Raw genomic sequence first — 26,375 nt, 5'->3', positions numbered from 1 at the left:
ACGTCCCGACGCCGGGGCCGTCTCAGGCGGCGCAGCCGGTCAGGTCCAGCACGTCGGCGGCCGGGTCGGCCACCGGCTCCACCAGCGTGACCAGGTGCCGGGCGTAGGCCCGGGTGGTGAGGAACGAGGGCATCCGCTCGGCGAGCATCGCCTCCCGGAGCAGCTCGGCGGCGGCGGCGAACCGGTCGGGGTCACCGCCCGCGGCGGTGGCCGCGGTCAGCTCCTCGGCCAGCAGGGCCGTGACCAGCTCGGGCGTCACCGTCCCGCCGTCGGCCAGGGTGACCTCCTCGTGGAGCCACTGCCACACCTGCGAGCGCGAGATCTCGGCCGTGGCCGCGTCCTCCATCAGCCCGTGCAGCGCCACGGCTCCCCGCCCGCCCAGCCAGGCGGCCAGGTAGTGCAGGCCGACCGAGACGTTCTGGCGCAGCCCCGCGGCCGTGACCTCACCGGGCGTGGATGCGACGTCCAGCAGGTCGGCCGCGGTGACGGCCACCTCGGGACGGTGCCGGTGGACCTGGTTGGGCCGGTGACCGAGCACGCCGTCGAAGACCTCGCGGCAGGTGTCAACCAGGCCCGGGTGGGCGACCCAGGACCCGTCGAACCCGTCGGCGGCCTCCCGCTGCTTGTCCGCGCGCACCTTGGCCACGGCCGCCGCCGTGCGCTCGGGGTCCGAGCGGTCCGGCACGGCGGCGGCCATCCCGCCGATCGCGTGCGCGCCACGCTTGTGGCAGGTCGCGACCAGCAGCTCGGTGTAGGCCCGCATGAACGGCGCGGTCATGGTGACGTCCGCGCGGTCCGGCAGCAGGAAGTCCCCGCCTCGCGTGCCGTAGGTCTTGATGACGGAGAAGATGTAGTCCCAGCGGCCCGCGTTCAGCCCTGCGGCGTGCTCGCGCAGCTCGTAGAGGATCTCCTCCATCTCGAACGCGGCCGGCAGCGTCTCGATGAGCACCGTGGCCCGGATGGTGCCGCGAGGCATGCCGAGCAGGGCCTGCGCGGTGACGAAGACGTCGTTCCACAGCCGGGCCTCGAGGTGGCTCTCGAGCTTGGGCAGGTAGAAGTACGGCCCGCGCCCGGCCTGCAGCTGCAGCCGGCCGCAGTGGAACAGGTACAGCCCCAGGTCCACCAGGGCCCCGGACAGCGGCCGGCCGTCGATGCGCAGGTGCTTCTCCGGCAGGTGCCAGCCGCGCGGGCGGACCACGACGGTCGGGGTGCGCCCGTCCGCGTCGCCCGTCACCTCGTAGTGGCGCCCGTCGGGGGAGTCGTAGGTCAGCTCGCCCAGGCTGGCCTGGAGCAGGCTGAGCTGCCCGCCGACGACGTTGTCCCAGGTCGGGCTGGTCGCGTCCTCGAGGTCGGCCAGCCACACCCGCGCCCCGGAGTTCAGGGCGTTGATCGTCATCTTGGCGTCGGTCGGCCCGGTGATCTCGACCCGGCGGTCGACCAGGCCCGGGGCGGGCGGGGCCACCTTCCAGCTGGGGTCGGTTCGGATCCACCGGGTGTCGGTGCGGAACCCCAGGTCGGCGCCCGCCTCCAGCGCCTCCCGGCGACGGGCCCGGGCCGCCAGCAGCTCGCAGCGCTGCTCGGCGAACGCCTGGTCGAGGCGGCCGACGAACTCCAGCGCCTCGGGGGTGAGGATGCGTTCGAAGCCCGGACGGACCGGGCCGAGCACGTCGACGCGGGTGGCCCGGGGGGAGCGGGCGTCGTGGGAGATCTCGGTGAGCGTCATGGTGGTCCCTCGTCTGCTCTGCGGGCTCAGTGGAACTGCTCGGACTCGGTGGACCCCGTCAGCGCCAGCGTGGAGCCGGTGGGGTTGAGGGCCGTCGCCACGGCGTCGAAGTAGCCCGTGCCGACCTCGGCCTGGTGCTTGACCGCGGTGTAGCCGCGGTCGGCGGAGTCGAACTCGGCCTGCTGCAGCTCGACGTAGGCGCTCATGCCGCGCCGGGCGTAGCCATGGGCCAGGTCGAACATCGAGTGGTTGAGGGCGTGGAAGCCGGCCAGGGTGATGAACTGGAACCGGTAGCCCATCGCGGCCAGCTCGCGCTGGAACTTCGCGATGGTCTCGTCGTCCAGGTAGGCCTTCCAGTTGAAGCTGGGCGAGCAGTTGTAGGCCAGCATCTTGCCGGGGTGCTCGGCGTGGACCGCCTCGGCGACGACGCGGGCCTGCTCCAGGTCCGGGGTGCCCGTCTCGACCCAGATCAGGTCCGAGTAGGGGGCGTAGGCCAGCACCCGGGAGACCACCGGGTCCATGCCGTTGCGGACCCGGTAGAAGCCCTCCGCGGTGCGCTCGCCGGTGCAGAACTGCTGGTCGCGCTCGTCGACGTCGCTGGTCAGCAGGTCCGCGGCGAGGGAGTCGGTGCGGGCCACGACCAGGGTGCGGGTGCCGGACACGTCCGCGGCGAGGCGGGCCGCGTTCAGGGTGCGGATGTGCTGCTGCGTGGGGACCAGCACCTTGCCGCCCAGGTGGCCGCACTTCTTCTCGCTGGCGAGCTGGTCCTCCCAGTGCACGCCCGCCGCCCCCGAGGCGATCATCTGCTTCATCAGCTCGAAGGCGTTGAGGGGGCCGCCGAAACCGGCCTCGGCGTCGGCGACGATCGGGGCCAGCCAGTCCGCGGGACCGTCGGTCTCACCGGTCTGGTGGCCGATCTGGTCGGCGCGCAGCAGGGCGTTGTTGATCCGCCGGACCACGGCGGGGACGGAGTTGGCCGGGTACAGGGACTGGTCGGGGTAGGTCTGCCCCGACAGGTTGGCGTCTGCCGCGACCTGCCAGCCGGACAGGTAGATCGCCTCGAGGCCGGCGCGGACCATCTGGACGGCCTGGTTGCCGGTCAGGGCGCCCAGGGCGGGCACGTAGGTCCGCTCCGCCAGCAGCTGCCAGAGCCGCTCGGCGCCGCGGCGGGCCAGGGTGTGCTCCTCGGTGACCCGGCCCCGCAGCCGGACGACGTCCTCGGCGGTGTACGTCCGCTCGATGCCGGCCCAGCGGGGGTCGGTGGCCCACTCGTGGGCGAGCTCGGTCGCGCTGGGGAGGGTGGGGTCGAGGGGGCGCGTGGGGGTCGGGCTGGTGACCGGGGTCCCCGCGGCGACCTCCGCCGCGTGCTCCTGGCCGGCTCCGGTCGGGGTGGGGAACGTGGTGGTCATGGTCATCTCCTCGTGTGCTCCGGGGCCACCGTGGACCCGGTGAGAGGACTCTCCGCTCCCGTCCGGGCGAGAACCACGACATCTTCTGGGCAAGAATCGCGATTCCTTCGCTATCGTCAACAAGATGAGCGCCATCGACGTGACCTCCGCCACTTCGTCCACCTCCGACGCGTTGACGGTCGGTCGTCGCGTCCGCCACCTGCGCCGGGAGAAGGGCTGGACGCTGGAGCAGCTCGGTGCGGCCGTCGGCCGGGCCGGCTCGCAGCTGTCGCTGGTGGAGAACGGTCGCCGCGAGCCGAAGCTCGACCTGCTCCGCGCGCTCGCCGACGCGCTGGGCGTGGGGGTGCAGGACCTGCTGGGCGCCGAGCCGCCCAGCCGACGCGCGGCGCTGGAGATCGCGTGGGAGCGGGTGCAGCGCAGCCCGCTGTACGCCTCGCTGCACCTGCCCGAGGTCAAGGTCGGCCCCCGCACCTCGACGGAGGTGCTCGAGGCCCTGGTCGGCATGCACTCCGAGCTGGTCCGCCGGGCCACGGAGATGGCGGCGACGCCCGAGGAGGCCCGGCGCGCCAACCGGGAGCTGCGGGAGCAGATGCGGGCCCGGGACAACTACTACCCCGACATCGAGCAGGCCGCCGACGGGCTGCTGCGCGCGGTCGGCCACGGCGCGGGACCGCTGTCGCAGCGCGTGATCGCCGAGCTCGCCGCCCACCTCGGCTTCACCGTCCACCGCGTCGACGACCTGCCCCGGTCGGTGCGCTCGGTCACCGACCTGCGCAACTCCCGGTTGTACGTGCCGCTGGACGCCAACGGGCTCGGCCACGACGCGCGCACCGTGGTGCTGCAGACCCTCGGGCACTTCGTGCTCGGCCACAGCGACCCCGACGGCTACGCCGACTTCCTGCGGCAGCGGGTCGAGTCCAACTACTTCGCGGCGGCCCTGATGGTCCCCGAACGGACCGCCGTCCCGCTGCTCGCCGGGGCCAAGGCCCGCCGTGAGCTGGACGTGGAGGACCTGCGCGACGCCTACGCCGTGTCGCAGGAGACCGCCGCCCACCGCTTCACCAACCTGGCCACCCGGCACCTGGGCCTGCCGGTGCACTTCATGCGCGTGCACCGCAGCGGCGTCATCCACAAGGCCTACGAGAACGACGGGGTCCGGTTCCCCACCGACGCCACCGGGGCCATCGAGGGGCAGACCGTGTGCCGGCACTGGACGGTGCGGGTGGTCTTCGGTGCCACCGACGGCTCGGCGCCGTACCGGCAGTACACCGACACCCCGACCGGGACGTACTGGTGCACCGCCCACGTCGACCGGCGGCCCGGGGCCGGGGCCGACGACACCGACGACTTCTCGGTCGCCGTCGGCGTGCCGTACGCGCACGTCAAGTGGTTCCGGGGGCGGGAGACGACCGAGCGGTCCACCTCGCGCTGCCCCGACCCGACCTGCTGCCGTCGCCCGCCCGCGGAGCTGTCACGGCGCTGGGGCGGCTACGCCTGGCCGAGCGCGCGCGCCCAGAGCCACCTGCTGGCCACGCTGCCGCCGGGCACGTTCCCCGGTGTCGACGACACCGAGGTCTACGAGTTCCTCCAGGCGCACGACGGCGTGGGCTGAGCCGGCCCCGGGACGGCGTCGGTACCGGTCGGCCGCCGCCGACCGGTACCCGTGACCGAACGTGCGACGGGCATGCGTGATCGGTTCCCGTGTCACGCACCTTTCACATCCGGGGCCCGCTCGTCACGTGCCTGTAACCGGGCACGGCGGGCGACGAAACACCCGGACGCCACCTTGGGCGCACTGATCGGCACGGGACCGACCCCTGCGCCGTCCCGCGACTCGGAAGGTGACAACCACATGGTGGACACGGGCACAACCGCCTGGATCCTGACCAGCGCCACTCTGGTGCTGCTCATGACCCCAGGCCTCGCGATGTTCTACGGCGGCATGAACCGCCACCGCGGCGTCCTCAACATGATGATGATGAGCTTCGGCGCGCTCGGGCTCATCAGCGTCCTGTGGGTGCTGTACGGCTACTCGGTGGCCTTCGGCACCAGCCAGGGAGGCCTCGTCGGTGACCCGACGGAGTACTTCGGCTTCGCGGGCCTCATGCCCGACGCCGACCAGCTGGCGGGGGAGGAGATGGTCGTCGGCACGTACCCGGACATCGCCTTCGCCGCGTTCCAGGCCGTCTTCGCCATCATCACCGTCGCGCTGATCTCCGGCGCGATCGCCGACCGCGCCAAGTTCTCCGCCTGGATGGTGTTCGCCGGCATCTGGGCCACCGTCGTGTACTTCCCGGTCGCGCACTGGGTGTTCGCGTTCCAGGACGGCGAGGGCGGCTGGATCGCCGACGGCATCGAGGCCATCGACCTCGCCGGCGGCACCGCGGTCCACATCAACGCCGGCGCCGCGGCGCTCGCGCTGACGATCGTGCTCGGCAAGCGCAAGGGCTTCGGCAAGGAGCCGATGCGGCCCAACAACCTGCCCCTGGTCATGCTGGGCGCCGGTCTGCTGTGGTTCGGCTGGTTCGGCTTCAACGGCGCCAGCTTCCTCACCTCCGACGGCATCGCCGCCTACGTGTGGGTCAACACCCTGGTCGCCACCGGTGCCGCGATCCTCGGCTGGCTCGTGGTCGAGCGGCTGCGCGACGGCAAGTCCACCTCGCTGGGGGCGGCCTCCGGCGTCGTGGCGGGCCTCGTCGCCATCACCCCCGCCTGCGGTGCGGTCACGCCCGTCGGCGCCATCTTCATCGGCCTCATCGCCGGCGTGGTCTGCGCCTTCGCCGTGGGCCTGAAGTACAGGCTGGGCTTCGACGACTCGCTCGACGTGGTCGGCGTGCACCTGGTGGGTGGCCTCGTCGGCACCCTGCTCATCGTGTTCTTCGCCGCCCCGTCGGTCGCCGCGGCCTACGACGGCTACCCCGCGGGCCTGTTCTACGGCGGTGGCCTGGAGCTGCTGCCCCGCCAGGCCGGCGGTGCGTTCGCCGTCCTCGCCTACTCCTTCGTCATGACGCTCGTCATCGGGTTCCTGATCCAGAAAACCATGGGCTTCCGCATCACGGAGGAGGCCGAGGCCGAGGGCATCGACGCGACGGAGCACGCCGAGTCCGCGTACGAGTTCAGCGGCATCGGCGCCCGGGGCTTCAGCCCGAAGTCGTCCTCGTCGTCCAAGTCGGAGGTCTCCGCATGAAGCTCATCACCGCAGTCATCAAGCCGCACAAGCTCGACGACGTGAAGAACGCCCTCGAGGCGTTCGGGGTCCAGGGCATGACCGTGTCGGAGGCGTCCGGCTACGGCCGCCAGCGCGGCCACACCGAGGTCTACCGGGGCGCGGAGTACACCTCCGACCTGGTGCCCAAGGTCCGGATCGAGGTCCTGGTGGACGACGCCGCCGCCGCCGACGTCGTCGACGTCATCGTCAAGGCCAGCCAGACCGGTCGCATCGGTGACGGCAAGGTGTGGGCCAGCCCGGTCGACGAGGTCGTCCGGGTCCGCACGGGGGAGCGCGGGGTCGACGCGATCTGACCTCCCGAGGTCCCCGACCAGCCAGGATGCGCCGGCGCGTGGCAACCCGCGCCGGCGCATCCTGGTGCCGGGGCCGCACCCACGGCCCGACGCCGGGGTGCAGGTACGTGAGCAGGGGGAGGAGCAGCGATGAGCGGCACACGCACGACCGGGGCACCGGGTCAGCCCGGGGACCTGCCCCGGGACCTCGGCAAGGACCTGCTGGCCGCCTCGGTGCGGTCGACCCTGCCCGGGCCCCGACGTCGCCGGGCGCACAGCGACCTGGTCGTGTCCCGCCTGCAGCAGGTGTGGCACCGGGCCCTGGTCAGGACCGGTCTCGGGGAGGCGGCCGAGCCGACGCCGCGCGGCGCCGACGCCGAGCGGGCCCCGGACCCGGGCGGCATGTCCGGGGACGGCGACGAGGACTCCGGCGTGGTCGACGTCCAGGGGCCGCCCGGGGTGGCCCTGGCCATGGTCGGCAGCCTGGCGCGCGGTGACGCGGGCCCCGCCAGCGACGTCGACCTGCTGCTGCTGCACGAGGGGCGCCGCCTGCCCGTCGACCGGCTGGGGGACCTGGCCGACGCCCTCTGGTACCCGCTGTGGGACGCGGGGCTGCGCCTGGACCACTCCGTCCGCACCATCGCGCAGTGCCGTGAGGTGGCCGCCGGTGACCTGGCCGCCGCCGTGGGCCTGCTCGACCTGACCCTGGTCGCCGGGGACGCCTCGCTGGTGTCCCACGCCCGCACCGTCCTGCTCCAGGACTGGCGCGCCTCGGCCCGGCGACGGCTGCCGCAGGTGCTGGACGGCCTGGCCGAGCGCGCGGGGCGCCACGGCGACGTGGCCTACCTGCTGGAGCCAGACCTCAAGGAGTCCCGCGGCGGCCTGCGGGACGTCACCACGCTGCGGGCCCTGGCCGCGTCGTGGCTCACCGACCGGCCCCACGGCGCCGACATCGAGGCCGCGCACACGTTCCTGCTGGACGCCCGGGACGCGCTGCAGATGGTGACGGGCCGGCCCGGTGACCGGTTGGGGCTGGCGGAACAGGACGCCGTGTCGGCCGTGCTCGACCTCGACGACGCCGACGACCTGCTGCAGCAGGTGGCCCAGTCCGGTCGGTCGATCGCCCACGCGGTGGACACCACCGTCCGGCGCGCGCGCCAGTCCCTGCCGCAGCGGCGGTGGCGTCCCGGGCCGCGACGGCCACGGCTGCGCGCGCTCGGCCACGGCCTGGTCGAGCACGACGGCGAGCTGGTCCTGGGGGCCGGGACCAACCCGGCCGACGACCCGGCGCTGGCCCTGCGCGCGGCGGCGACGGCCGCGCGGGCGGGTCTGCCGCTCAGCCCGGTGACGACCGAGCACCTGGGCGAGGCCTCGCCCGACCTGCCGCAGCCGTGGCCGGGCTCGGCGCGGGAGGCCTTCGTGGAGCTGCTGGCCTCCGGCGAGCACCTGCCCGGGGTGTGGGAGTCGCTGGACCTGCAGGGCCTGGTGACGCGTTGGCTGCCGGAGTGGGCCCCGGTGCGCAACCGGCCGCAGCGCAACGCCGTCCACCGCTGGACGGTCGACCGGCACCAGGTGCAGACCTGCGTGGAGGCCCACGGGTTCCTGCGCGACGTGTCCCGACCCGACCTGCTGCTGCTCGCCTGCCTGCTGCACGACCTGGGCAAGCGGCCCGGCGTGAGGGACCACTCCCGGGCCGGGGCACCACTGGCCCGGGCGGTGGTCGAGCGCATGGGGTTCTCCGTCGCGGACTGCGACGTGGTCGAGCGGCTGGTGCTGGAGCACCTGACCCTGGTCGAGCTGGCCACCCGCCGTGACCCCGACGACCCGACGACGGTCGAGGCCCTGGTCGCCGCGGTCGGCGGCCGCGGCGACGTGCTGACCCTGCTCCGGGCCCTCACCGAGGCCGACGCGCTGGCCGCGGGACCCGCGGCCTGGAGCCCCTGGCGCGCCCGGCTGGTGGACGACCTGGTCGCCCGGGCCCGGGCGCTGCTGCGCGGCGACAGCGCCCCCGGCCCGGCGCCGCTGACCGACGCCGAGGCGGCGCTGGTGGACGCGGCCCGCGAGGTCGGCGGCTGCCAGGTGCACGTCAGCGAGCTCGAGGGGCTGCTGGCGGTGACCGTCGTGACGGCGGACCGGCCCGGCCTGTTCGCCGACATCGCCGGGGTCCTGGCCGTGCACCGGCTCGGGGTGCGCTCGGCGCTGGTGCGGACCCTGCAGGGCACGGCCGTGGACACCTGGTGGGTCGAGGCGTCCGGCGAGGTCCCTTCGCCCGCCGTCCTGCGGGTGGACCTGCAGCGGCTGGAGGCCGGTGACACGACCGTGCTGGAGCGGCTGGCCCGTCGGGACGCCTCGCACCGGTTGCGGCGACCGGCCAACGACCGCCCCGCCGTGGTCGTCGTGCCCGACGCCAGCCAGTCGGCCACCGTCCTGGAGGTCCGATCCCAGGACCGCCCCGGCCTGCTCGCCGGGCTGGGGCGGGCCCTGCTCGAACGGGGCGTCGACATCCGCTCCGCCCACGTCGCCACCCACGCCGGGCAGGCCGTCGACGTGCTCTACGTGGTCGAGGCCGGCACCGGTCTGCCCCTGAGCCCACCGCGGGTGGGGGTGGTCGTCGCGGCGCTCGTGGAGGCCGCCGACCCCGAGCTCGCCGCGAGCACGGGCGGGCAGGCCTGACGGCACGGCTACCCTGGCCGGACACCACCGACTGCTGAGGAACCCGCGTTGTTCGCCTCTCTCTCCGACCGACTGACCTCGACGTTCAAGACCCTCCGGGGCAAGGGCCGGCTGAGCCCTGCCGACGTCGACGCGACCGTGCGCCAGATCCGCCTGGCGCTGCTGGACGCCGACGTGGCGCTGCCCGTCGTGCGCGCGTTCACCGCGTCGGTGCGCGAGCGCGCCCTGGGCGATGAGGTCAGCAAGGCCCTGAACCCCGGCCAGCAGGTCGTCAAGATCGTCAACGAGGAGCTCGTGGCGATCCTCGGCGGGGAGTCCCGGCGGCTGCGCCTGGCCAAGAACCCGCCGACCGTGATCATGCTCGCGGGCCTGCAGGGCGCGGGCAAGACGACCCTGGCCGGCAAGCTCGGGCACTGGCTCAAGGAGCAGGGCCACAGCCCCGTCCTGGTCGCGGCGGACCTGCAGCGGCCCAACGCCGTCACGCAGCTGCAGGTCAACGCGGAACGGGCCGGGGTGGCGGTCTTCGCCCCCGAGCCCGGCAACGGCGTCGGCGACCCCGTCGACGTCGCCCGCCGGGGCGTCGAGCACGCCCGCAGCCGCGGCCACGACGTCGTCGTCGTCGACACCGCCGGTCGCCTGGGCGTCGACGCCGACCTGATGCAGCAGGCCTCCGACATCCGCGACGCCGTCCAGCCCGACGAGGTGCTGTTCGTCCTGGACGCGATGATCGGGCAGTCCGCGGTCGACACCGCCAAGCAGTTCGACGAGGGCGTCTCGCTCACCGGCGTCGTCATGACCAAGCTCGACGGCGACGCCCGCGGCGGTGCGGCGCTGAGCGTGGTCACGGTCACCGGCAGCCCGATCCTGTTCGCGTCCACCGGTGAGAAGCTCACCGACTTCGAGGTCTTCCACCCCGACCGGATGGCCGGGCGGATCCTCGACATGGGTGACGTCCTCACCCTGATCGAGCAGGCCGAGAAGGCCTTCGACGCCGATCAGACCGCCAAGATGGCGGACAAGCTCCAGCGGGGCGACGACTTCACCCTGACCGACTTCCTCGACCAGATGCAGGCCGTCCGCAAGATGGGCCCGCTGAAGAACATGCTCAAGATGCTCCCCGGCATGGGGGACATGAAGGAGCAGCTGGAGCAGTTCGACGAACGCGAGCTGGACCGGGTCGAGGCCATCGTCCGGTCGATGACCCCCGCCGAGCGCGAGGACCTCAAGCTGCTCAACGGCTCGCGGCGGATGCGCATCGCCAAGGGCTCCGGCACCCAGGTCAGCGACGTCAACGGCCTGGTGGAGCGGTTCACCCAGGCGCAGAAGATGATGAAGCAGATGCGGTCCGGCGGCGGCATGCCGGGCCTGCCCGGGATGCCCGGCGGCATGCCGGGGATGGGCGGGATCGGCCCGGGCAAGCGCGGCAAGAAGGGCAAGGGCAAGCAGCAGCAGCAGCGCACCAAGGGCTCCCGCTCCGGCAACCCGGCCAAGCGCGCCGCCGAGGCCGCGGGCCTGCCCGCCGCGCCCACCCAGGCCCCCGCGGGCTCGTCGTTCGGTCTCGGTGCACCGGCCCGGGGCGACCAGGTCGACCCCAGCGCGCTGCCCGAGGGCTTCCGAGACGCCTTCGGCGGCCGCTGACACGCGGACGGCCGAGCACCGATGACCGACGGCGGCCGAGCATGAGCGACGTGCTGCACCTGACCGGGCCCGTGCGCGTCGACGCCGAGAAGGTGCGCGAGCAGGCCTGGGTGCTGGGCGGCCGGGTGACCTTCGACCGGCCGACCGCACCCGGGGGCGACGTCCGGCGCCTGGACGGCTGGGTCCTGCCCGGCCTGGTCGACGCGCACTGCCACATCGGGCTGGACGCCCACGGCGCGGTGGACCGGGCGACGGCCGAGGCCCAGGCGCTCACCGACCGCGACCACGGCACGCTGCTGGTCCGCGACGCCGGGTCGGCGGCGGACACCCGCTGGATGGACGACCGTGACGACCTGCCGCGCATCATCCGCGCCGGCCGTCACATCGCACGCACCCGTCGCTACATCCGCGACTACGCGGTGGAGATCGAACCGGGCGACCTGGTCGAGGAGGTCCGCCACCAGGCCGCCCGCGGTGACGGCTGGGTCAAGCTCGTGGGGGACTGGATCGACCGCGGGGTCGGCGACCTCACCCCGTGCTGGCCGGCCGACGTGCTGGTGGAGGCGGTCGCCGCCGCCCACGACGCGGGGGCGCGGGTGACGGCCCACTGCTTCAGCGAGGACAGCCTGCCGGACCTGCTGGCCGCGGGGATCGACGGCATCGAGCACGGCACGGGCTTCACCGCGGCGACGGTCGAGGCCGCCGCCCGCCAGGGTGTGGCGGTCGTCCCGACGCTGGTCAACATCGCCACGTTCCCCGACCTCGCGGCCGCCGGCGAGGCGAAGTTCCCCACCTGGTCGGCGCACATGCGGGCGCTGCACGCGAGGCGCCACGAGACGGTCCGGTCGCTGCACGAGGCGGGCGTCCCGCTGTACGTGGGCACCGACGCGGGCGGGACGCTGCCGCACGGCCTGGTCGCGGAGGAGGTGGCCGCCCTCGTGGAGGCCGGGCTGCCCGCGGCGACCGCCGTCGGGGCCGCCAGCTGGGCGGCACGGTCGTGGCTGGGCCGTGACGGTCTCCTCGAGGGCGCCCGCGCCGACCTGCTCGTGCTCGCCGAGGACCCGGTCGTGGACCCTTCCACCCTGCGCAGACCGCGTGCGGTCGTCCTCGGCGGCCGTGTCGTCGTGGCACACTAGACGGCTGTACCCGCCCGTCCCGGCCCCTCTCACCGAGACGACGCGAGTCCATCTGCCCGACCGGGCCCGGGTCCCCACCACGGCCACCGGTCGAGCGACCACACAGACTCAGGAGAACAACCCCTCGTGGCAGTCAAGATCCGTCTCAAGCGCCTCGGCAAGATCCGCGCCCCGTACTACCGCGTCGTCGTCGCGGACTCCCGCACCCGCCGTGACGGCCGGGCGATCGAGGAGATCGGCAAGTACCACCCGACCGAGGAGCCCTCGCTCATCGAGATCGACTCCGAGCGTGCGCTGTACTGGCTCGGCGTCGGCGCCCAGCCGACCGAGCAGGTCGCTGCGCTGCTGAAGATCACCGGTGACTGGCAGAAGCACAAGGGCCTGCCCGGCACCGAGGGCACCCTGCGGGTCAAGGACCCCAAGCCGGACAAGAAGCTGGCCTACGAGGCCGCCATGCGCGACGCCAAGTCCGACCTGGCCGCCGACGCGACCACCCCGCGCAAGAAGGCCGCCAAGGCCGAGGCCCCCGCCGCGGAGCCCAAGGCCGAGGAGCCCAAGGCTGACGAGGCCCCCAAGGCTGAGGAGCCCAAGGCTGACGAGGCCCCCAAGGCTGAGGAGCCCAAGGCTGACGAGGCCCCCAAGGCCGAGGAGCCCAAGGCTGACGAGGCCCCCAAGGCCGAGGAGCCCAAGGCTGACGAGGCCCCCAAGGCCGAGGAGTCCTGACGTGCTGGCCGATGTCGTCGAGCACCTGGTGACCGGGATCGTCGAGCACCCCGAGGACGTGACCGTCGTCGAGCGCGACAACCGTCGCGGACCGCTCGTGCAGGTCCGGGTCCACCCCGACGACATCGGCCGCGTCATCGGTCGGGCGGGTCGCACCGCCACCGCGCTGCGCACGGTCGTCAACGCGCTGTCGGACTCCGGTCCGGTGCGCGTGGACATCGTCGACCTCGACGGCCGCTGACACCCGGCACGTGGACACCGCACCTCACGGGGCGGCCGAGCCCGAGCAGAACCTGCTCGTGGTCGGCCGCCTCGGTCGTCCCCACGGTCTCAAGGGCGAGCTGACCGTCGCCGTCCGCACCGACGACGCCCGGGGCCGGTTCGTCCCAGGAGCCTGGTTCCTGACCGACCCGAACGTGGGCGCCCTGGTCCTGGCCGCCGCCCGCACGCACACCGACCGGTGGGTGCTGCGCTTCGAGGACGTCACCAGCCGGGAGGACGCCGAGGCCCTGCGTGACGTCACGCTGCTCGTCGACGCCGCCGCGGACGAGCCCGAGGACGACGCCTGGCCGGTCGAGGACCTGGTGGGGCTGCGCGCGCAGACCCCGGACGGCCACGCGTTGGGCACGGTCACGGCGCTGCAGAGCGGCACGGCCCAGGACCTGCTCGTGGTCGACACCGGCGCCGGGGACGTCCTGGTGCCGTTCGTCACCGCCCTGGTGCCCGTCGTCGACGTCGCCGCGGGCCACGTGGTCGTGGACCCGCCCGGCGGGTTGTTCCCCGGGCTGCCGCCCGAGCAGGACTGAGCCTCGTGCGCGTCGACGTCGTCACCGTCTTCCCCGACTACCTGGCCCCGCTGCGGCTGTCGCTGATCGGCCGGGCCGTGGAGCGTGGCCTCATCGACCTCGCCGTGCACGACCTGCGGGACTTCACCCACGACGTGCACCGCACGGTCGACGACTCACCGTTCGGCGGCGGGGCCGGCATGCTGATGACCCCGCAGCCGTGGGCGGAGGCGCTGGAGCACGTCCGCGCCGAGGGGGGACCGCGGCTGGCTCCCGAGGCCCGACCCCACCTGCTGGTCCTGTCACCGGCGGGGCGTCGGTTCGACCAGGCGATGGCCCACGAGCTGGCCGCCCAGCCGTGGCTCGTGCTGGCCTGCGGTCGCTACGAGGGCATCGACGAACGGGTCCTGGACGACGCGGCGGAGCACCACGAGGTGACCCCGGTCAGCATCGGCGACTACGTGCTGGCCGGCGGAGAGGCGGCGGCCCTGGTGCTGGTCGAGGCCGTCGGCCGCCTGCTGCCGGGCGTGCTGGGCAACGCCGCCAGCGTCGTCGAGGAGTCCCACAGCGACGGCCTCCTCGAGGCGCCCGCGTACACCCGACCCGCCGTCTGGCGCGAGCGGGCCGTGCCCGAGGTGCTCACCAGCGGTGACCACGCCAAGGTCGCCCGCTGGCGCCGCGACGAGTCACTGCGCCGCACCGCGCAGCGTCGCCCCGACCTGCTGCGCGCCGCCCCGGCGACCGGTCTGGACCGCGGCGACCTGGCCGTGCTCGCCGGCCTGGGGTGGTCGGTGGACGGCGAGCACCTGGTGCCACCGGCCTGAGCGGGTCGGGCGGGCGCCGGACGATTCACGTCGGCGGCCCCGGCTGTGGCATCCTCTAGCGGTTGCCGGTCCACCTGCCGCAGGGGGACACCGGCCGAACGGGCCCTGGTGGCCCGCACACCCAGACTCGCACCTCGATGACGCCGGGCCCCGCCCGGCAAGGCCGGTGGCCTGTGGCACCGACCGGGAAGGCACGCATGAACACCCTGGACAACCTGGACGCAGCAAGCCTGCGCACCGACATCCCCGAGTTCCGCGCCGGGGACAACGTCAAGGTCCACGTGAAGGTCGTCGAGGGCACCCGCTCCCGGGTCCAGGTCTTCCAGGGCGTCGTCATCCGTCGTCACGGCGGCGGGATCGGCGAGACCTTCACGGTCCGCAAGATCAGCTTCGGTGTCGGCGTCGAGCGCACGTTCCCGCTGCACAGCCCGGTGCTCGACAAGATCGAGGTCGCCAGCCGCGGCATCGTGCGTCGCGCCAAGCTCTACTACCTGCGCGACCTGCGCGGCAAGAAGGCCCGCATCCGCGAGCGTCGCGTCGACGTCCCCAAGGCCGCCGCGAAGGCCACCACCGCCAAGTGAGACCGGGTCGTGCCCCCTCGGGGGCACGACCTGATCGGCGCCGGGGCCGGGGGGTCCCTCACCGGGCTGCAGGTACGGTGAGCGCCAGGAGTTCGCGCGCCGTCCCCAGGTGCGCACCAGTCGAGGAGAGCGCGTGCCGGACCGGGGTCGACCCTCCAGCCCCGGCGAGCAGGGCGGACCGGACCGGCAGGACCTCGCCGACGACGCCGGGGTCCCCGCCCCGCCACCCGACGGGGACCGGGTGGCCGCCTCGGGCGACGAGGACGGTGCCCGGACCGCTGTCGCGGCCTCGACCGGGCGTCGACGAAGCTCGGCCTGGAACCGGCTTTGGCGGGACCTGCGCGAGATCGGCGTGACGGTCGTCATCGCCCTGGTCATCGCCGTGCTCGTCAAGACGTTCCTCGTCCAGCCGTTCTTCATCCCGTCGGAGTCGATGGAGTCGACCCTGCTGGTCGGGGACCGCGTGCTGGTCAGCAAGCTCGAGCCCGGCCCCGGCACCCTCGAGCGCGGGGACGTCGTGGTCTTCGTCGACCCGGGGGGCTGGCTGCCGGTGGCCACCGACGAGCCATCGGTCGTCGTGCGGGCGCTGACCTTCGTCGGCCTGCTGCCGGCCAACTCCGGTGAGCACCTGATCAAGCGGGTCATCGGCCTGCCGGGGGACACCGTCGCCTGCTGCGACCCCGACGGCCGCCTCCTGGTCAACGACGTGCCGGTCGACGAGCCCTACCTGTTCACCGGTGACGTCCCGTCCACCATCGAGTTCAGCGTCGAGGTGCCCGAGGGGCGGATGTGGGTGCAGGGCGACCACCGGTCGGTCTCGGAGGACTCCCGCTACCAGCTCGGCCAGCCGGGCGCGGGCATGGTCCCCCTGGACCACGTGGTGGGCCGAGCCGTCCTGGTCATGTGGCCGTTCGACCGGTTCGCCCCGCTACGGACCCCCGAGGGCATCTTCGACGAGGTCGGCGGGGTCGAAGGGGTCTCATGAGCCCCGCCGTCCCCGTGGCCCGTCGGTCCGCTGCCGGCGCCGAGCCGGCGGGGCGGCCGTCGCTCCGGCTCGCACGGGCCGCGATGCGCAGCCACGGCCTGGTCCGGGTGGGCGGCATGGACGAGGTGGGGCGGGGTGCGCTGGCCGGCCCGGTCAGCGTCGGCGTGGTCGTGGTCGACGCCGCCACCCGCAGCGCGCCCGCGGGGCTGGACGACTCCAAGCGGCTGAGCCCCGCGGAGCGGGAGCGGCTGTTCCCGCTGCTGGCCCGGTGGGCCCCGGCCTGGGCCGTCGGGCACGCGGACAACGACGAGATCGACGCGTGGGGGATCCTCGTCGCCCTCCGGGTCGCCGGTCTGCGGGCGCTGGCCCAGCTGGGGGCGTCGCCGGAGCGGGTGCTGCTGGACGGCACCTACGACTGGCTGCACCGACCGTTCCCCGTCCCGCGCGAGGAGACGCTGTTCGACGCGTTCGAGCCGCAGGCGCCTGCCGGACCCGACGAGCTGGTCACCCTGGCGGCGAGCGCTCCGCCGGTCGACCTCATGCCCAAGGCCGACCGCCGGTGCGCGGCCGTGGCCGCGGCGTCGGTCCTGGCCAAGGTCGAGCGGGACCGGATGATGAGCGAGCTGGGGGAGCGCGACCGCCGTTGGGGCTGGCAGGACAACAAGGGGTACAGCGCGCCGGAGCACCTGTCGGCGCTGCTGGAGCACGGGCCGTGCGGCTGGCACCGTCGCTCCTGGCGCCTGCCGGGGCGGCGCGACGGCGACGGCGACGACGGACGCGACCCGCAACCGGGTGACCCCGGGCCCGGTGAGGGGCAGTCCTCGCACTCGCCGGGGCCCCCGGCCACCGCCGTGCGAGACTGGTGAGGACGACCAGCAACCTCCCCGGCGAAGCGGAGGACCGGTGCACCAGGCCGCACCCAGCGACACCGATGTCGCTGCCACGCGCCGTGCGCACGAGCAGTGGCAGACCCGCCCCGACCGAGCCGCCCAGGTGCGTCCGCTGGTGCACGACTCGTGGCGCCGCTGCGAGGCGGCCGGGGTCGACCCGGACCACCCGGCGCTGGACGTCGACGTCGACGACGACACCCTGGCCGAGCTGCGGCGCGCCAGCCCGCTGACCGCGGCCGTGCCGCTGCTCGACCGGATGCTGCTGGACACCTCCGACGACCCGCACGTGCTGGCCGTCTCCGACGCCGCCGGCCGGCTGCTGCACGTGCGCGGCGACCGGGCCGTCCGGACGCGGATGGAGTCGCTGGGCTTCACCCCGGGGGCCCGCTGGGACGAGGCGCACGCCGGCACGAACGCCCCGGGTACGGCGCTGGCCGTCGGCTCCGCGGTGCAGATCAGCTCCGGCGAGCACTGGGCCACCCCTGTGCACCAGTGGTCCTGCTCGGCCGCCCCCGTCCACGACCCGGTCACCGGCGACGTGGTGGGCGCAGTCGACCTGTCGGGTGGTCCCGAGGTCGCCTCGCCCTACGCGCTCGCGCTCGTGCGGGCCGCCGTGGCCGTGGTGGAGGCCGACCTGGGAGCGCGACCACCGGTGGAGGCGCCGGTCCCCGTGCGATCGGCGTGGTTGCAGGTCCTCGGCGTCGACCAGCCCCTGGTGCACGTCGCCGGGCGGGCCCACGCCGTCACGCCCCGGCACGCGGAGATCCTGCTCGTCCTGGCCGGGCACGACAACGGGGTCGGCGGTGACGTCCTGGCGGAGTCGTTGAGCGAGGGCCGCCTGTCGCCGGTGACCGTGCGGGCGGAGGTGTCACGGCTGCGCGCGGTGCTGCGTCGGCTGCTGGGCGTCGAGGCGATCGGCACCCGGCCGTACCGGCTGCTGGTCGAGGTGCGCAGCGACGCCGACGACGTCGCCGCGGCCCTGGCCCGCGGCAGCCACCGGCGTGCGCTCGAGCTCTACGGCGGGCCGGTGCTGCCGACCTCCGAGGCGCCGGTGGTCACCCGGGCCCGGCACGAGCTGCAGGGCAGCCTCCGCGGCAGCGTCCTGCGAGCGGGGTCGACCGACACGCTGTGGCGCTGGGCGTCCACGCAGGGCCGGGACGACCTGGAGGTGTGGCAGCGGCTGCTGCGCGAGCTGCCGTACGGCTCCCCGCGCCGGGCCCAGGTCACGGCGCACCTGGCCGCGCTGGTCGACGAGGGCTGACCGCCCGTCCGCGGGCGGGGGGCGCCCGGTCGGTGCACGGGCCGGGCGGACGCCGGTGCAACGCCCGTGCAACGTGGGGTGCCTACGGTGCGGACGGACGGCAAGGGTGCCGTCCGCACGAGAAGGAGACCTCGCATGACCGTCTACTCCGCGCCCGGTACCGAGGGCAGCGTCGTCAGCTACGACAGCAGGTACGACAACTTCATCGGTGGTGAGTGGGTCGCCCCCGTCAAGGGCCGCTACTTCGAGAACCCGAGCCCGGTGAACGGCAGGACCTTCACCGAGATCGCCCAGAGCACCGCCGAGGACGTCGAGCTGGCGCTCGACGCCGCCCACAAGGCCGCCCCCGCCTGGGGCCGCACCTCGCCCGCCGAGCGGTCCATCGTCCTCAACAAGATCGCCCAGCGCATCGAGGACAACCTCGAGATGCTCGCCGTCGCCGAGACCTGGGACAACGGCAAGGCCGTGCGCGAGACGCTCGCCGCCGACATGCCGCTGGTCGTCGACCACTTCCGCTACTTCGCCGGTGTGCTGCGCGGGCAGGAGGGCGCGCTGTCGCAGATCAACGACGACACGGTCGCCTACCACTTCAAGGAGCCGCTGGGCGTGGTCGCCCAGATCATCCCGTGGAACTTCCCGATCCTCATGGCCACCTGGAAGCTCGCCCCCGCGCTCGCGGCCGGCAACGCCGTGGTGCTCAAGCCGGCCGAGCAGACCCCCGCCTCGATCATGCTGCTGATGAACCTCATCGGCGACCTGCTGCCGGCCGGCGTGCTGAACGTCGTCAACGGCTTCGGCGTGGAGGCCGGCAAGCCCCTGGCCAGCAGCAGCCGCGTGGCCAAGGTCGCCTTCACCGGTGAGACCACCACAGGCCGGCTGATCATGCAGTACGCCAGCCAGAACCTGATCCCGGTCACCCTGGAGCTGGGGGGCAAGAGCCCCAACGTCTTCTTCGAGGACGTCGCCCGCGCCGACGACGACTTCTACGACAAGTGCCTCGAGGGCTTCACGATGTTCGCCCTCAACCAGGGCGAGATCTGCACCTGCCCCAGCCGCGGCCTGATCCAGGCGTCGATCTTCGACAAGTTCATCGCCGACGCGACGGAGCGGGTCAAGCACATCGTGCAGGGCAACCCCCTGGACACCGACACGATGATGGGCGCGCAGGCCAGCAACGACCAGCTGGAGAAGATCCTCAGCTACATCGAGATCGGGAAGGCCGAGGGCGCCCGCATCGTGACCGGCGGGGAGCGGGCCGACCTGGGTGGCGACCTGACGGACGGCTACTACATGACGCCCACGATCTTCGACGGCAACAACAGCATGCGGGTGTTCCAGGAGGAGATCTTCGGCCCGGTCGTGTCGGTCACGTCGTTCCGCGACTACGACCACGCCATCGAGATCGCCAACGACACCCTGTACGGCCTGGGAGCGGGCGTCTGGTCGCGCGAGATCAACACCGCCTACCGGGCCGGGCGCGACATCAAGGCCGGCCGGGTGTGGACGAACTGCTACCACGACTACCCCGCCCACGCGGCGTTCGGCGGGTACAAGCAGTCCGGCATCGGGCGCGAGAACCACCTGATGATGCTGGACCACTACCAGCAGACGAAGAACCTGCTGGTCAGCTACTCGCCGACCAAGCTGGGCTTCTTCTGATCCGCACGTCCCACCCCTGACGACGCTCCCGGCGTCGGCGGCCGCCCCGTCGACGCCGGGAGCCTCGCCGTCCCTCGCGGGCCCGCGGGGGCGGCCGTACCGTGGAGCACCGGCGACGAAGGAGTCCCATGAGCAGTCCCACCGGCACCGATACCCCCACCGTCGAGGTCCGTCGCGTCGACCTCACCGAGGCCGCGGCCGGGCTGCTGCGGGAGCTGACCGAGGACAACGGGCCGCTGATGGTGCACCAGTCCGGCGGCTGCTGCGACGGCAGCTCCCCGATGTGCTTCGTGCAGGGGGAGTTCCTGACCGGTGACGGCGACGTCCGGCTCGGCGCCCTCGACATCGGTCTCGAGGTGCCCGTCGAGGTCTGGATGTCCCGGCCCCAGTTCGCCTACTGGAAGCACACCCACCTGACCATCGACGTCGTGCCCGGGCGAGGTGCCGGGTTCAGCCTGGAGGCCCCGCGCGGGGTCCGGTTCCTCATCCGGTCGCGGCTGTTCACCGACTCCGAGAGCGACTGGCTCGAGGAGCACTGGGTCGAGGGCATGGGCTGAGCGCGCCGGCAGGCGTCCGGCCCGGTCGGTGCCACGATGGGGTGGTGAGCGCGGAGGACCTGGAGAAGTACGAGGCCGACCTCGAGCTGGAGCTGTACCGCGAGTACCGCGACGTGGTGGGGCTGTTCAGCTACGTGGTCGAGACCGAGCGCCGGTTCTACCTGGCCAACGCCGTGCAGGTGACCCCGCGGGGCGAGGGCGGGGAGGTGTGGTTCGAGGTCCACCTCACGGACGCCTGGGTGTGGGACCTCTACCGGCCCGCCCGGTTCGTCAAGGACGTGAGGGTGGTGACGTTCAAGGACGTCAACGTCGAGGAGATGGCCAAGTCCGACCTCCAGGTGCCCAAGACCGGCGGCTTCGAGGGCTGAAGGGCGGGCGCCACCCCGGACGTCGGCGGCCGACCTCCCGGGCCCGGGGCCGGTCGGAGGTCGGCCACCGCACCGGGCTCTCGCCGCGGGTCTTCCTGCCGGTCCTCGCCGCCGGTCCTCGGTGCTGTGTCCACAGCGCGGTGGGGCCCCTCTCGTCCACAGCCGGCCCCGCGGTCCTGATGCGGTCCCGTGCCCCGGGGTCACCGTCGGGTCATGGCGACAGCAGGGGCGAAGGCGGCCGTGGGTGTGTACGGCGAGCAGCTGGTCCACGACCGGCTGGTCGAGGAGGGTTGGCTGGTGCTGGACCGCAACTGGCGCAGCGCCGACCGGGACTGCCCGGGAGAGCTGGACCTGGTCGCCGTCGACCCCGACGGCGTCCTGGTCGTGGTCGAGGTGCGCACCCGCCGTGGTGAGGCCTGCGGCACGGCCCTGGAGTCGGTGACGCCGGTCAAGCTCCGCCGCCTGCGGCGGTTGTTCGGGGTGTGGTGGGCCGCGCAGGACCCCCGGGCCAGGGTCCGCCACGCGGGCGGGGCGCGCGTCGACGTGGTCGCCGTGCAGCTCCAGCGCTCCGGTCCGTGCCAGGTGACGCACGTCCGTGGTGTCGGCTGATGGGGCTGGGTCGCACGCTGTGCGCGGCGCTGGTGGGTCTGGACGGCCACGTTGTGGAGGTCGAGGCGCACGTGGCGCCCGGCCTGGTGTGCTGGGTGGTCGTGGGGTTGCCGGACGCCGGCGTCCTCGAGGCCCGCGACCGGGTGCGCTCGGCCCTGGTCGCCAGTCGGCAGGCACCCCCGCAGGCGCGGGTCACCGTCAACCTGTCGCCGGCCGGGCTGTCCAAGTCCGGCACCGCGTTCGACCTGGGCGTGGCCATCAGCGTGCTGGCGGCCGTCGGGCAGGTGCCGGGCTCGGTGGCCGGGGTCGGCCACGTCGGTGAGCTCGGTCTCGACGGGGCGGTCCGGGCCGTGCCGGGTGTCCTGCCCGCTGTCCTCGGGCTCCGACGGGCCGGTGTGCGGCAGGTCGTGGTCCCGGCGGCCAACGCGGAGGAGGCGCGTCTGGTGCCGGGGCTGCGGGTGCACGGCGTCCGCTGCCTCGCCGAGGCGGTGGCCCTGCACCGGGGGGAGCCGTGGCCCGTCCCCGGAGGCGACGGTGCCGGGGGCGGGACGGGCGGCGGCGGTGACACCGGCGCCTCGACGGCCGCGGCGGTACCCCGGGGTGCGCCACCACCGGCGGTGGGCGACCTGTCGGACGTCGTGGGCCAGCCGATGGGTCGTCGTGCGGTCGAGGTGGTGGCCGCCGGCCCCCACCACCTGCTCATGCTCGGACCACCCGGGGCGGGCAAGACCATGCTGGCCGCGCGCCTGCCGGGCCTGCTCCCGGACCTGGGGGACGAGGACGCCCTGACGGCCACGGCCGTCCACTCCCTGGCCGGCACGCTGGCGGTGCCCCAGCTCATCCGACGGCCGCCGTTCGAGAGCCCCCACCACACCGCCAGCGTCAGCGCCGTCGTCGGGGGCGGCACGGGGCTGCCGCGTCCGGGAGCCGCGTCCCGGGCCCACGCGGGGGTCCTGTTCCTGGACGAGTGCCCGGAGTTCAGACGCGGTGTCCTGGACGCCCTGCGCCAGCCGCTGGAGCAGGGCGTGGTCGAGGTGCACCGCTCCCGGGGGGTCGCGAGGCTCCCGGCCCGCTTCCAGCTCGTCCTCGCGGCCAACCCGTGCCCCTGCGGCAAGGCGTCGGCGGGGTCGCGGGGGGCCGCGTGCTCCTGCACGCCGATGGCCCGCCGCAGCTACCTGGCCCGGCTGTCGGGACCGTTGCTGGACCGGGTGGACCTGCAGGTCGACGTCCCGGCGGTCACCGCGGCGCGCTGGGCGCAGGCCGAGCTGGGGGAGCCCACCGCGGTGGTGGCCGCGCGGGTGGTCGCGGCACGGGGCGCCGCCGGGCGACGCTGGGGTGCCGCCGCGCCGACCAACGCCCAGGTGCCCGGGTCGTTGCTGCGCTCCAGGCCGCACCGCCCCGCGGCCCGGGTGCTCGCGCCGCTGGTGGACGGGGTGGACCGGGGCACGCTCACCGCCCGCGGGTTCGACCGCGCGCTCCGGGTCGCGTGGACGCTGGCCGACCTGGCGGGCCGTGGCTCCCCGGGCCCGGACGAGATCGCCGAGGCCGTGGCGTTCCGGACCCTGGCGGCCGCGTCGTGAACCCGGCCCAGGACCCGGGCGACGGCTGCGACGACGACCGGCTGGTGCGCGCCCACCTGTCCCGGGTGGCGGAGCCGGGGGACCGCGCGCTGCCGGCCGACGACGAGCCCGAGCGACGGCGCGGGCTGCTCGACCGGTTGCGGGCCGGTCGGGGCCCGGAGGTGTGGCAGGCGCGTCATGCCCGGCTGGACGAGCCGACGACGGCCTTCGTCGCCCGGGCCGCGCGCCTGGGCGTCGGGCTCGTGGTGCCCGAGGACCGGTGCTGGCCGGAGGGCCTGGGCGACCTGCGGCAGCTCCCCGTCCGTGACGGGGCGGACGGCGGGGCACCGGTCTGCCTGTGGGTGCGGGGGACCCTCCCGGCGGCCGCCGGCGCACCGCCCGTCGCGGCCGTCGTCGGGTCGCGGGCCTGCAGCGCCTACGGCCAGCACGTCGCGGAGGACCTGGCCGCGGGACTGGTGACGCGCGGCTGGACCGTCGTCTCGGGCGCCGCCTACGGCATCGACGCCGCAGCCCACCGTGGCGCGCTCGCCCTGGGGGACGAGGCCCGGGCCCCGACGGTGGCCGTGCTGGCCGGGGGCGCGGAGAAGGCCTCCCCGGCCGGGCACGAGCAGCTCCTGCGCCGGACGGTGGACTGCGGCGGTGCCGTCGTGTCGGAGGTGCCCCCGGGCACCCGTCCCGCGCCCTACCGGTTCCTGCTGCGCAACCGGCTCATCGCCGCCTGGGGGCTGGGGGTGGTCGTCGTCGAGGCGTCGCACCGCTCGGGCGCGCTCAACACGGCGCGCACGGCCGGCGACCTGTCCCGCCACGTGGCGGCGGTCCCGGGCCCCGTCACGTCGGTGATGTCCGTGGGCACCAACCGGCTGCTGCGGGACGGCGCGGCGTGCGTCACCGGAGCCGATGACGTCGTGGAGCTGCTGGGCCGGATGGGGCTGTTCGGTTCCCCGCTCGGTCCTGGTCAGGAGCCGGGGGAGCCGGGGGAGCCGGGGGAGGCGGGGGAGCTGTGGGAGCCGGGGACGCGCGGGGCTGCCGGCACGCCGCGGGCCGGACCCGACGGGGTCGGGAACCGGGTGCGGGGGGTCGACCCGTCCCGACTGGTGGAGTCGCTCGGCCCCGAGGCGTCCCGGGTGTGGCGAGGCCTGAGGGCGCGCGGCCCCCGTGACGTGGAGGAGCTGGTCGTCGCCGTCGGGCTGGGGCACCGCGCCGTCGCCCGCGGTCTCGCCGTGCTCGAGCTGGCCGGGGCGGCCGTCCGCAGCGAGCAGGGCTGGCGGCGTGGCGACACGGGGGGCGCGGCTGCGGGCGTGGTCCCATGAGGTCGTGGCCGAGCCGAGCGCACCGGAGCCCTTCCCGGTGCTGCCCGACGCCTCCCTGGCCGTGCTCGGACGGTTCGTCGACTGGCTGCGGTGGGAGCGCGGCCGCTCACCCGCCACGGTCCGCGCCTACCGCGCCGACGTGTCGGCGCTGCTGCTGCACGCGCTGGTCCTCGGCGAGGCCCAGGTGTCGGGACTGACGACGGCGCACGTGAGGTCGTGGTTGGGGGCCGGTCAGCAGTCCGGCTGGTCACGGGCGACGACCGCCCGTCGTGCGGCGGCGGCGAGGACGTTCACCTCGTGGGCCGTCCGCCACGACGTCCTGGTCACCGACCCCGCCGGTCGTCTCGTGTCGCCGCGGCGGCCGCGGCACCTGCCCCGGGTCCTGGACCAGGCCGAGGCGCAGCGGTTGTGCGAGTCCGCCCGCGCGGCGGCGGACAGCGGGCCGGTGGGTCTGCGGGACCACGCCCTGGTCGAGCTCCTCTACGCCACCGGAGCCCGGGTGGGGGAGTCGGTCGGCCTGGACCTCGGCGCCGTCGACCGGGAACGCCGGGCCGTCCGGGTGACCGGGAAGGGGGACAAGGAGCGTGTCGTGCCGCTCGGCGTGCCGGCCCTTCGCGCGCTGGACCGATGGCTGGAGGAAGGGCGCCCGGCCCTGGCCACGGCCACGTCGCCCCCCGCGGTGTTCCTCGGCCGTCGCGGTGGGCGGCTCGACCAGCGCCAGGCGAGGGATGCCGTGGCCCGCGCGGCCAGGGCGGCCGGACTGGCGGACGTGCACCCCCACGCGCTCCGCCACACCGCAGCCACCCACGTGCTCGACGGGGGAGCCGACCTGAGATTGGTACAGGAGCTGCTCGGTCACGCTACGCTCACGACGACCGAGATCTACACCCACGTGTCGCAGGCTCGCCTGCTCGCTGCCTACCACCAGGCGCACCCGCGCGCATGAGGACCGGGAGGGGCACCGATGGCGGGGACGACGGCCATGCCGGGTGGGCGCTCCGCCCATGCAGCCGGCGGCGGGGACGCAGGGGGCACCGCGGAGGCAGCGAACGCGGGTGTGACGACGCAGACGGCGAGCCCTGACGAGGCGAGCACGGACACGGGGGACAGCACGGACACGGACAGCACGGACGGCACGGACGGCACGGACGGCACGGACGGGGCAGGCGCTCACGGCACGGTCGGCGACGGGGCCGACGGGGCCGGTGCGGTCGGCAGCTCCAACGGCGGGACCGCATCCGCCGGCGGGGTCAACGGCGGAGCCGACTCTCACGTCGTGGACCTGTCCGACGTGGAGGAGGCCGCCCCGACCCCGGCCGAGGAGGCCGAGGCCCGGGTCGTGGCCATGTGGCGGGAGTACAAGGACACCGGTGACCGGGCCGTCCGGGACCGCCTGATCGTCCACTACTCCCCCCTGGTGAAGTACGTCGCCGGTCGCGTCGGGGTGGGCCTGCCCCCCAACGTCGAGCACGCGGACCTGGTGTCCTACGGGGTGTTCGGCCTGATCGACGCGATCGACAAGTACGACCTCGAGCGCGCCATCAAGTTCGAGACGTACGCGATCTCCCGCATCCGGGGCGCCATCATCGACGAGCTGCGCTCCATCGACTGGATCCCTCGGTCGGTGCGCAGCAAGTCCCGCGAGGTGGAGCGCACCTACGCGGCGCTGGAGTCCGAGCTGCACCGCAGCCCCACGGAGCAGGAGGTGGCCGACCGGCTGGGCATCTCCATCGGCGACCTCCACCAGATCTTCTCCAAGGTGTCGTACGCGAACGTCGTGGCGCTCGACGAGCTGATGCACGCGGGCAGCGAGCGCGGGGACTCGCTCACCCTGGGCGACACGCTCAAGGACAACCGCGCCGAGGACCCCGTGCAGGCCTTCGAGACGCAGGAGACCAAGTTCCTGCTGTCCCGGGCGATCAACCTCCTGCCCGAGCGGGAGAAGATCGTGGTCACGCTGTACTACTACGAGGGCCTCACCCTGGCCGAGATCGGCCGCGTGCTCGGGGTCACCGAGTCGCGCATCTGCCAGATGCACACCAAGGCCGTGATGCAGCTGCGCGCCAAGCTCAGTGCGGCCGGGGACGGGTAGGACCCGCGGCGACCGCTGCTCGGGGCGGCGCGGTCCGACGACCTGGCCCGCTTCCGTTCACCTGCACGTCG

Annotated in this window: 24 protein-coding genes; 22 read left to right on the top strand and 2 right to left on the bottom strand. The window is 74.3% G+C overall.

What is annotated here, in order from left to right; genetic code table 11:
• Positions 1-22: 22 nt before the first annotated feature.
• Together aceB and aceA are read right to left on the bottom strand one after the other, a co-directional pair.
• Positions 23-1,723, bottom strand: coding sequence for a malate synthase A (gene aceB / locus ACR80Q_RS10600; RefSeq protein ID WP_435377571.1), 1,701 nt, complete (start codon positions 1,721-1,723; stop codon positions 23-25).
• Positions 1,724-1,749: 26 nt separating this feature from the next.
• On the bottom strand, positions 1,750-3,132 hold the full coding sequence (gene aceA / locus ACR80Q_RS10595; RefSeq protein ID WP_435377570.1) for an isocitrate lyase: 1,383 nt from the start codon (positions 3,130-3,132) through the stop codon (positions 1,750-1,752).
• 124 nt (positions 3,133-3,256) lie between these two features.
• Between aceA and ACR80Q_RS10590 the strand changes: the two genes are divergently transcribed.
• From ACR80Q_RS10590 to whiG, 22 genes are all read left to right on the top strand, one after another.
• Positions 3,257-4,744 carry a helix-turn-helix domain-containing protein gene (locus tag ACR80Q_RS10590; protein ID WP_435377569.1) on the top strand — a complete coding sequence of 496 codons (1,488 nt, stop codon included), beginning with the start codon at positions 3,257-3,259 and terminating at the stop codon, positions 4,742-4,744.
• 240 nt (positions 4,745-4,984) lie between these two features.
• A complete protein-coding gene (locus ACR80Q_RS10585; protein WP_435377568.1) occupies positions 4,985-6,319 on the top strand; it encodes an ammonium transporter in 1,335 nt (444 codons plus the stop codon).
• Positions 6,316-6,654 carry a P-II family nitrogen regulator gene (locus ACR80Q_RS10580; RefSeq protein ID WP_435377567.1) on the top strand — a complete coding sequence of 113 codons (339 nt, stop codon included), beginning with the start codon at positions 6,316-6,318 and terminating at the stop codon, positions 6,652-6,654. The genes ACR80Q_RS10585 and ACR80Q_RS10580 overlap by 4 nt, the downstream gene beginning before the upstream one ends.
• A gap of 129 nt (positions 6,655-6,783) precedes the next feature.
• Complete coding sequence (locus ACR80Q_RS10575; RefSeq protein ID WP_435377566.1) at positions 6,784-9,306, top strand: [protein-PII] uridylyltransferase; 2,523 nt, start codon at positions 6,784-6,786, stop codon at positions 9,304-9,306.
• Positions 9,307-9,354: 48 nt separating this feature from the next.
• On the top strand, positions 9,355-10,944 hold the full coding sequence (gene ffh / locus ACR80Q_RS10570; RefSeq protein ID WP_435377565.1) for a signal recognition particle protein: 1,590 nt from the start codon (positions 9,355-9,357) through the stop codon (positions 10,942-10,944).
• Positions 10,945-10,985: 41 nt separating this feature from the next.
• Positions 10,986-12,080 (top strand): amidohydrolase family protein, encoded by a 1,095-nt coding sequence (locus tag ACR80Q_RS10565; protein ID WP_435377564.1) that lies wholly within the window; start codon positions 10,986-10,988, stop codon positions 12,078-12,080.
• A gap of 126 nt (positions 12,081-12,206) precedes the next feature.
• Positions 12,207-12,803 carry a 30S ribosomal protein S16 gene (gene rpsP, locus ACR80Q_RS10560; protein WP_435377563.1) on the top strand — a complete coding sequence of 199 codons (597 nt, stop codon included), beginning with the start codon at positions 12,207-12,209 and terminating at the stop codon, positions 12,801-12,803.
• A gap of 1 nt (position 12,804) precedes the next feature.
• Positions 12,805-13,044 carry an RNA-binding protein gene (locus tag ACR80Q_RS10555; RefSeq protein WP_435377562.1) on the top strand — a complete coding sequence of 80 codons (240 nt, stop codon included), beginning with the start codon at positions 12,805-12,807 and terminating at the stop codon, positions 13,042-13,044.
• A gap of 10 nt (positions 13,045-13,054) precedes the next feature.
• Complete coding sequence (gene rimM / locus ACR80Q_RS10550; RefSeq protein WP_435377561.1) at positions 13,055-13,609, top strand: ribosome maturation factor RimM; 555 nt, start codon at positions 13,055-13,057, stop codon at positions 13,607-13,609.
• 5 nt (positions 13,610-13,614) lie between these two features.
• Positions 13,615-14,412, top strand: a complete 798-nt coding sequence (gene trmD / locus ACR80Q_RS10545) for a tRNA (guanosine(37)-N1)-methyltransferase TrmD (protein ID WP_435377560.1) — start codon at positions 13,615-13,617, stop codon at positions 14,410-14,412.
• Positions 14,413-14,609: 197 nt separating this feature from the next.
• Positions 14,610-14,993 carry a 50S ribosomal protein L19 gene (gene rplS, locus ACR80Q_RS10540; protein WP_435377559.1) on the top strand — a complete coding sequence of 128 codons (384 nt, stop codon included), beginning with the start codon at positions 14,610-14,612 and terminating at the stop codon, positions 14,991-14,993.
• 133 nt (positions 14,994-15,126) lie between these two features.
• On the top strand, positions 15,127-15,978 hold the full coding sequence (gene lepB / locus ACR80Q_RS10535; RefSeq protein ID WP_435377558.1) for a signal peptidase I: 852 nt from the start codon (positions 15,127-15,129) through the stop codon (positions 15,976-15,978).
• A complete protein-coding gene (rnhB, locus tag ACR80Q_RS10530; RefSeq protein WP_435377557.1) occupies positions 15,975-16,844 on the top strand; it encodes a ribonuclease HII in 870 nt (289 codons plus the stop codon). The genes lepB and rnhB overlap by 4 nt, the downstream gene beginning before the upstream one ends.
• Positions 16,845-16,881: 37 nt before the next feature.
• The gene (locus ACR80Q_RS10525) at positions 16,882-18,129 is read left to right on the top strand and encodes a transcriptional regulator (protein WP_435377556.1); all 1,248 of its coding nucleotides are present in this window, start codon (positions 16,882-16,884) and stop codon (positions 18,127-18,129) included.
• A gap of 135 nt (positions 18,130-18,264) precedes the next feature.
• Entirely contained in the window at positions 18,265-19,788 is a 1,524-nt protein-coding gene (adh, locus tag ACR80Q_RS10520) for an aldehyde dehydrogenase (RefSeq protein ID WP_435377555.1), read from the top strand.
• 128 nt (positions 19,789-19,916) lie between these two features.
• Positions 19,917-20,345, top strand: coding sequence for a DUF779 domain-containing protein (locus tag ACR80Q_RS10515; protein ID WP_435377554.1), 429 nt, complete (start codon positions 19,917-19,919; stop codon positions 20,343-20,345).
• Positions 20,346-20,389: 44 nt separating this feature from the next.
• On the top strand, positions 20,390-20,713 hold the full coding sequence (locus ACR80Q_RS10510) for a DUF2469 domain-containing protein (protein ID WP_435377553.1): 324 nt from the start codon (positions 20,390-20,392) through the stop codon (positions 20,711-20,713).
• A gap of 213 nt (positions 20,714-20,926) precedes the next feature.
• Positions 20,927-21,322 carry a YraN family protein gene (locus ACR80Q_RS10505; protein WP_435377552.1) on the top strand — a complete coding sequence of 132 codons (396 nt, stop codon included), beginning with the start codon at positions 20,927-20,929 and terminating at the stop codon, positions 21,320-21,322.
• The gene (locus ACR80Q_RS10500; RefSeq protein ID WP_435377551.1) at positions 21,322-22,902 is read left to right on the top strand and encodes a YifB family Mg chelatase-like AAA ATPase; all 1,581 of its coding nucleotides are present in this window, start codon (positions 21,322-21,324) and stop codon (positions 22,900-22,902) included. The genes ACR80Q_RS10505 and ACR80Q_RS10500 overlap by 1 nt, the downstream gene beginning before the upstream one ends.
• Positions 22,899-24,212: a DNA-processing protein DprA gene (dprA, locus tag ACR80Q_RS10495; protein WP_435377550.1), complete on the top strand. Its 1,314-nt coding sequence runs from the start codon at positions 22,899-22,901 to the stop codon at positions 24,210-24,212. The genes ACR80Q_RS10500 and dprA overlap by 4 nt, the downstream gene beginning before the upstream one ends.
• Positions 24,213-24,216: 4 nt before the next feature.
• Positions 24,217-25,158 carry a tyrosine recombinase XerC gene (locus ACR80Q_RS10490; RefSeq protein ID WP_435377549.1) on the top strand — a complete coding sequence of 314 codons (942 nt, stop codon included), beginning with the start codon at positions 24,217-24,219 and terminating at the stop codon, positions 25,156-25,158.
• Positions 25,159-25,488: 330 nt separating this feature from the next.
• On the top strand, positions 25,489-26,304 hold the full coding sequence (gene whiG, locus ACR80Q_RS10485) for an RNA polymerase sigma factor WhiG (RefSeq protein WP_435377548.1): 816 nt from the start codon (positions 25,489-25,491) through the stop codon (positions 26,302-26,304).
• The last annotated feature ends 71 nt before the right edge of the window (positions 26,305-26,375 follow it).

Source organism: Aquipuribacter aurantiacus, assembly GCF_051216895.1.
Lineage (GTDB): Bacteria > Actinomycetota > Actinomycetes > Actinomycetales > JBBAYJ01 > Aquipuribacter.
The sequence above is the reverse complement of the archived record's forward strand: the minus strand, read 5'-3'. Positions and strand labels throughout refer to the sequence as shown.

Bases quoted from the DNA above. Each gene is read 5' to 3' on its own strand.
- aceB (WP_435377571.1), bottom strand. From the start codon at position 1,723: ATGACGCTCACCGAGATCTCCCACGACGCCCGCTCCCCCCGGGCCACC.
- aceA (WP_435377570.1), bottom strand. From the start codon at position 3,132: ATGACCACCACGTTCCCCACCCCGACCGGAGCCGGCCAGGAGCACGCG.
- ACR80Q_RS10590 (WP_435377569.1), top strand. From the start codon at position 3,257: ATGAGCGCCATCGACGTGACCTCCGCCACTTCGTCCACCTCCGACGCG.
- ACR80Q_RS10585 (WP_435377568.1), top strand. From the start codon at position 4,985: ATGGTGGACACGGGCACAACCGCCTGGATCCTGACCAGCGCCACTCTG.
- ACR80Q_RS10580 (WP_435377567.1), top strand. From the start codon at position 6,316: ATGAAGCTCATCACCGCAGTCATCAAGCCGCACAAGCTCGACGACGTG.
- ACR80Q_RS10575 (WP_435377566.1), top strand. From the start codon at position 6,784: ATGAGCGGCACACGCACGACCGGGGCACCGGGTCAGCCCGGGGACCTG.
- ACR80Q_RS10565 (WP_435377564.1), top strand. From the start codon at position 10,986: ATGAGCGACGTGCTGCACCTGACCGGGCCCGTGCGCGTCGACGCCGAG.
- rplS (WP_435377559.1), top strand. From the start codon at position 14,610: ATGAACACCCTGGACAACCTGGACGCAGCAAGCCTGCGCACCGACATC.
- rnhB (WP_435377557.1), top strand. From the start codon at position 15,975: ATGAGCCCCGCCGTCCCCGTGGCCCGTCGGTCCGCTGCCGGCGCCGAG.
- adh (WP_435377555.1), top strand. From the start codon at position 18,265: ATGACCGTCTACTCCGCGCCCGGTACCGAGGGCAGCGTCGTCAGCTAC.
- ACR80Q_RS10515 (WP_435377554.1), top strand. From the start codon at position 19,917: ATGAGCAGTCCCACCGGCACCGATACCCCCACCGTCGAGGTCCGTCGC.
- ACR80Q_RS10505 (WP_435377552.1), top strand. From the start codon at position 20,927: ATGGCGACAGCAGGGGCGAAGGCGGCCGTGGGTGTGTACGGCGAGCAG.
- ACR80Q_RS10500 (WP_435377551.1), top strand. From the start codon at position 21,322: ATGGGGCTGGGTCGCACGCTGTGCGCGGCGCTGGTGGGTCTGGACGGC.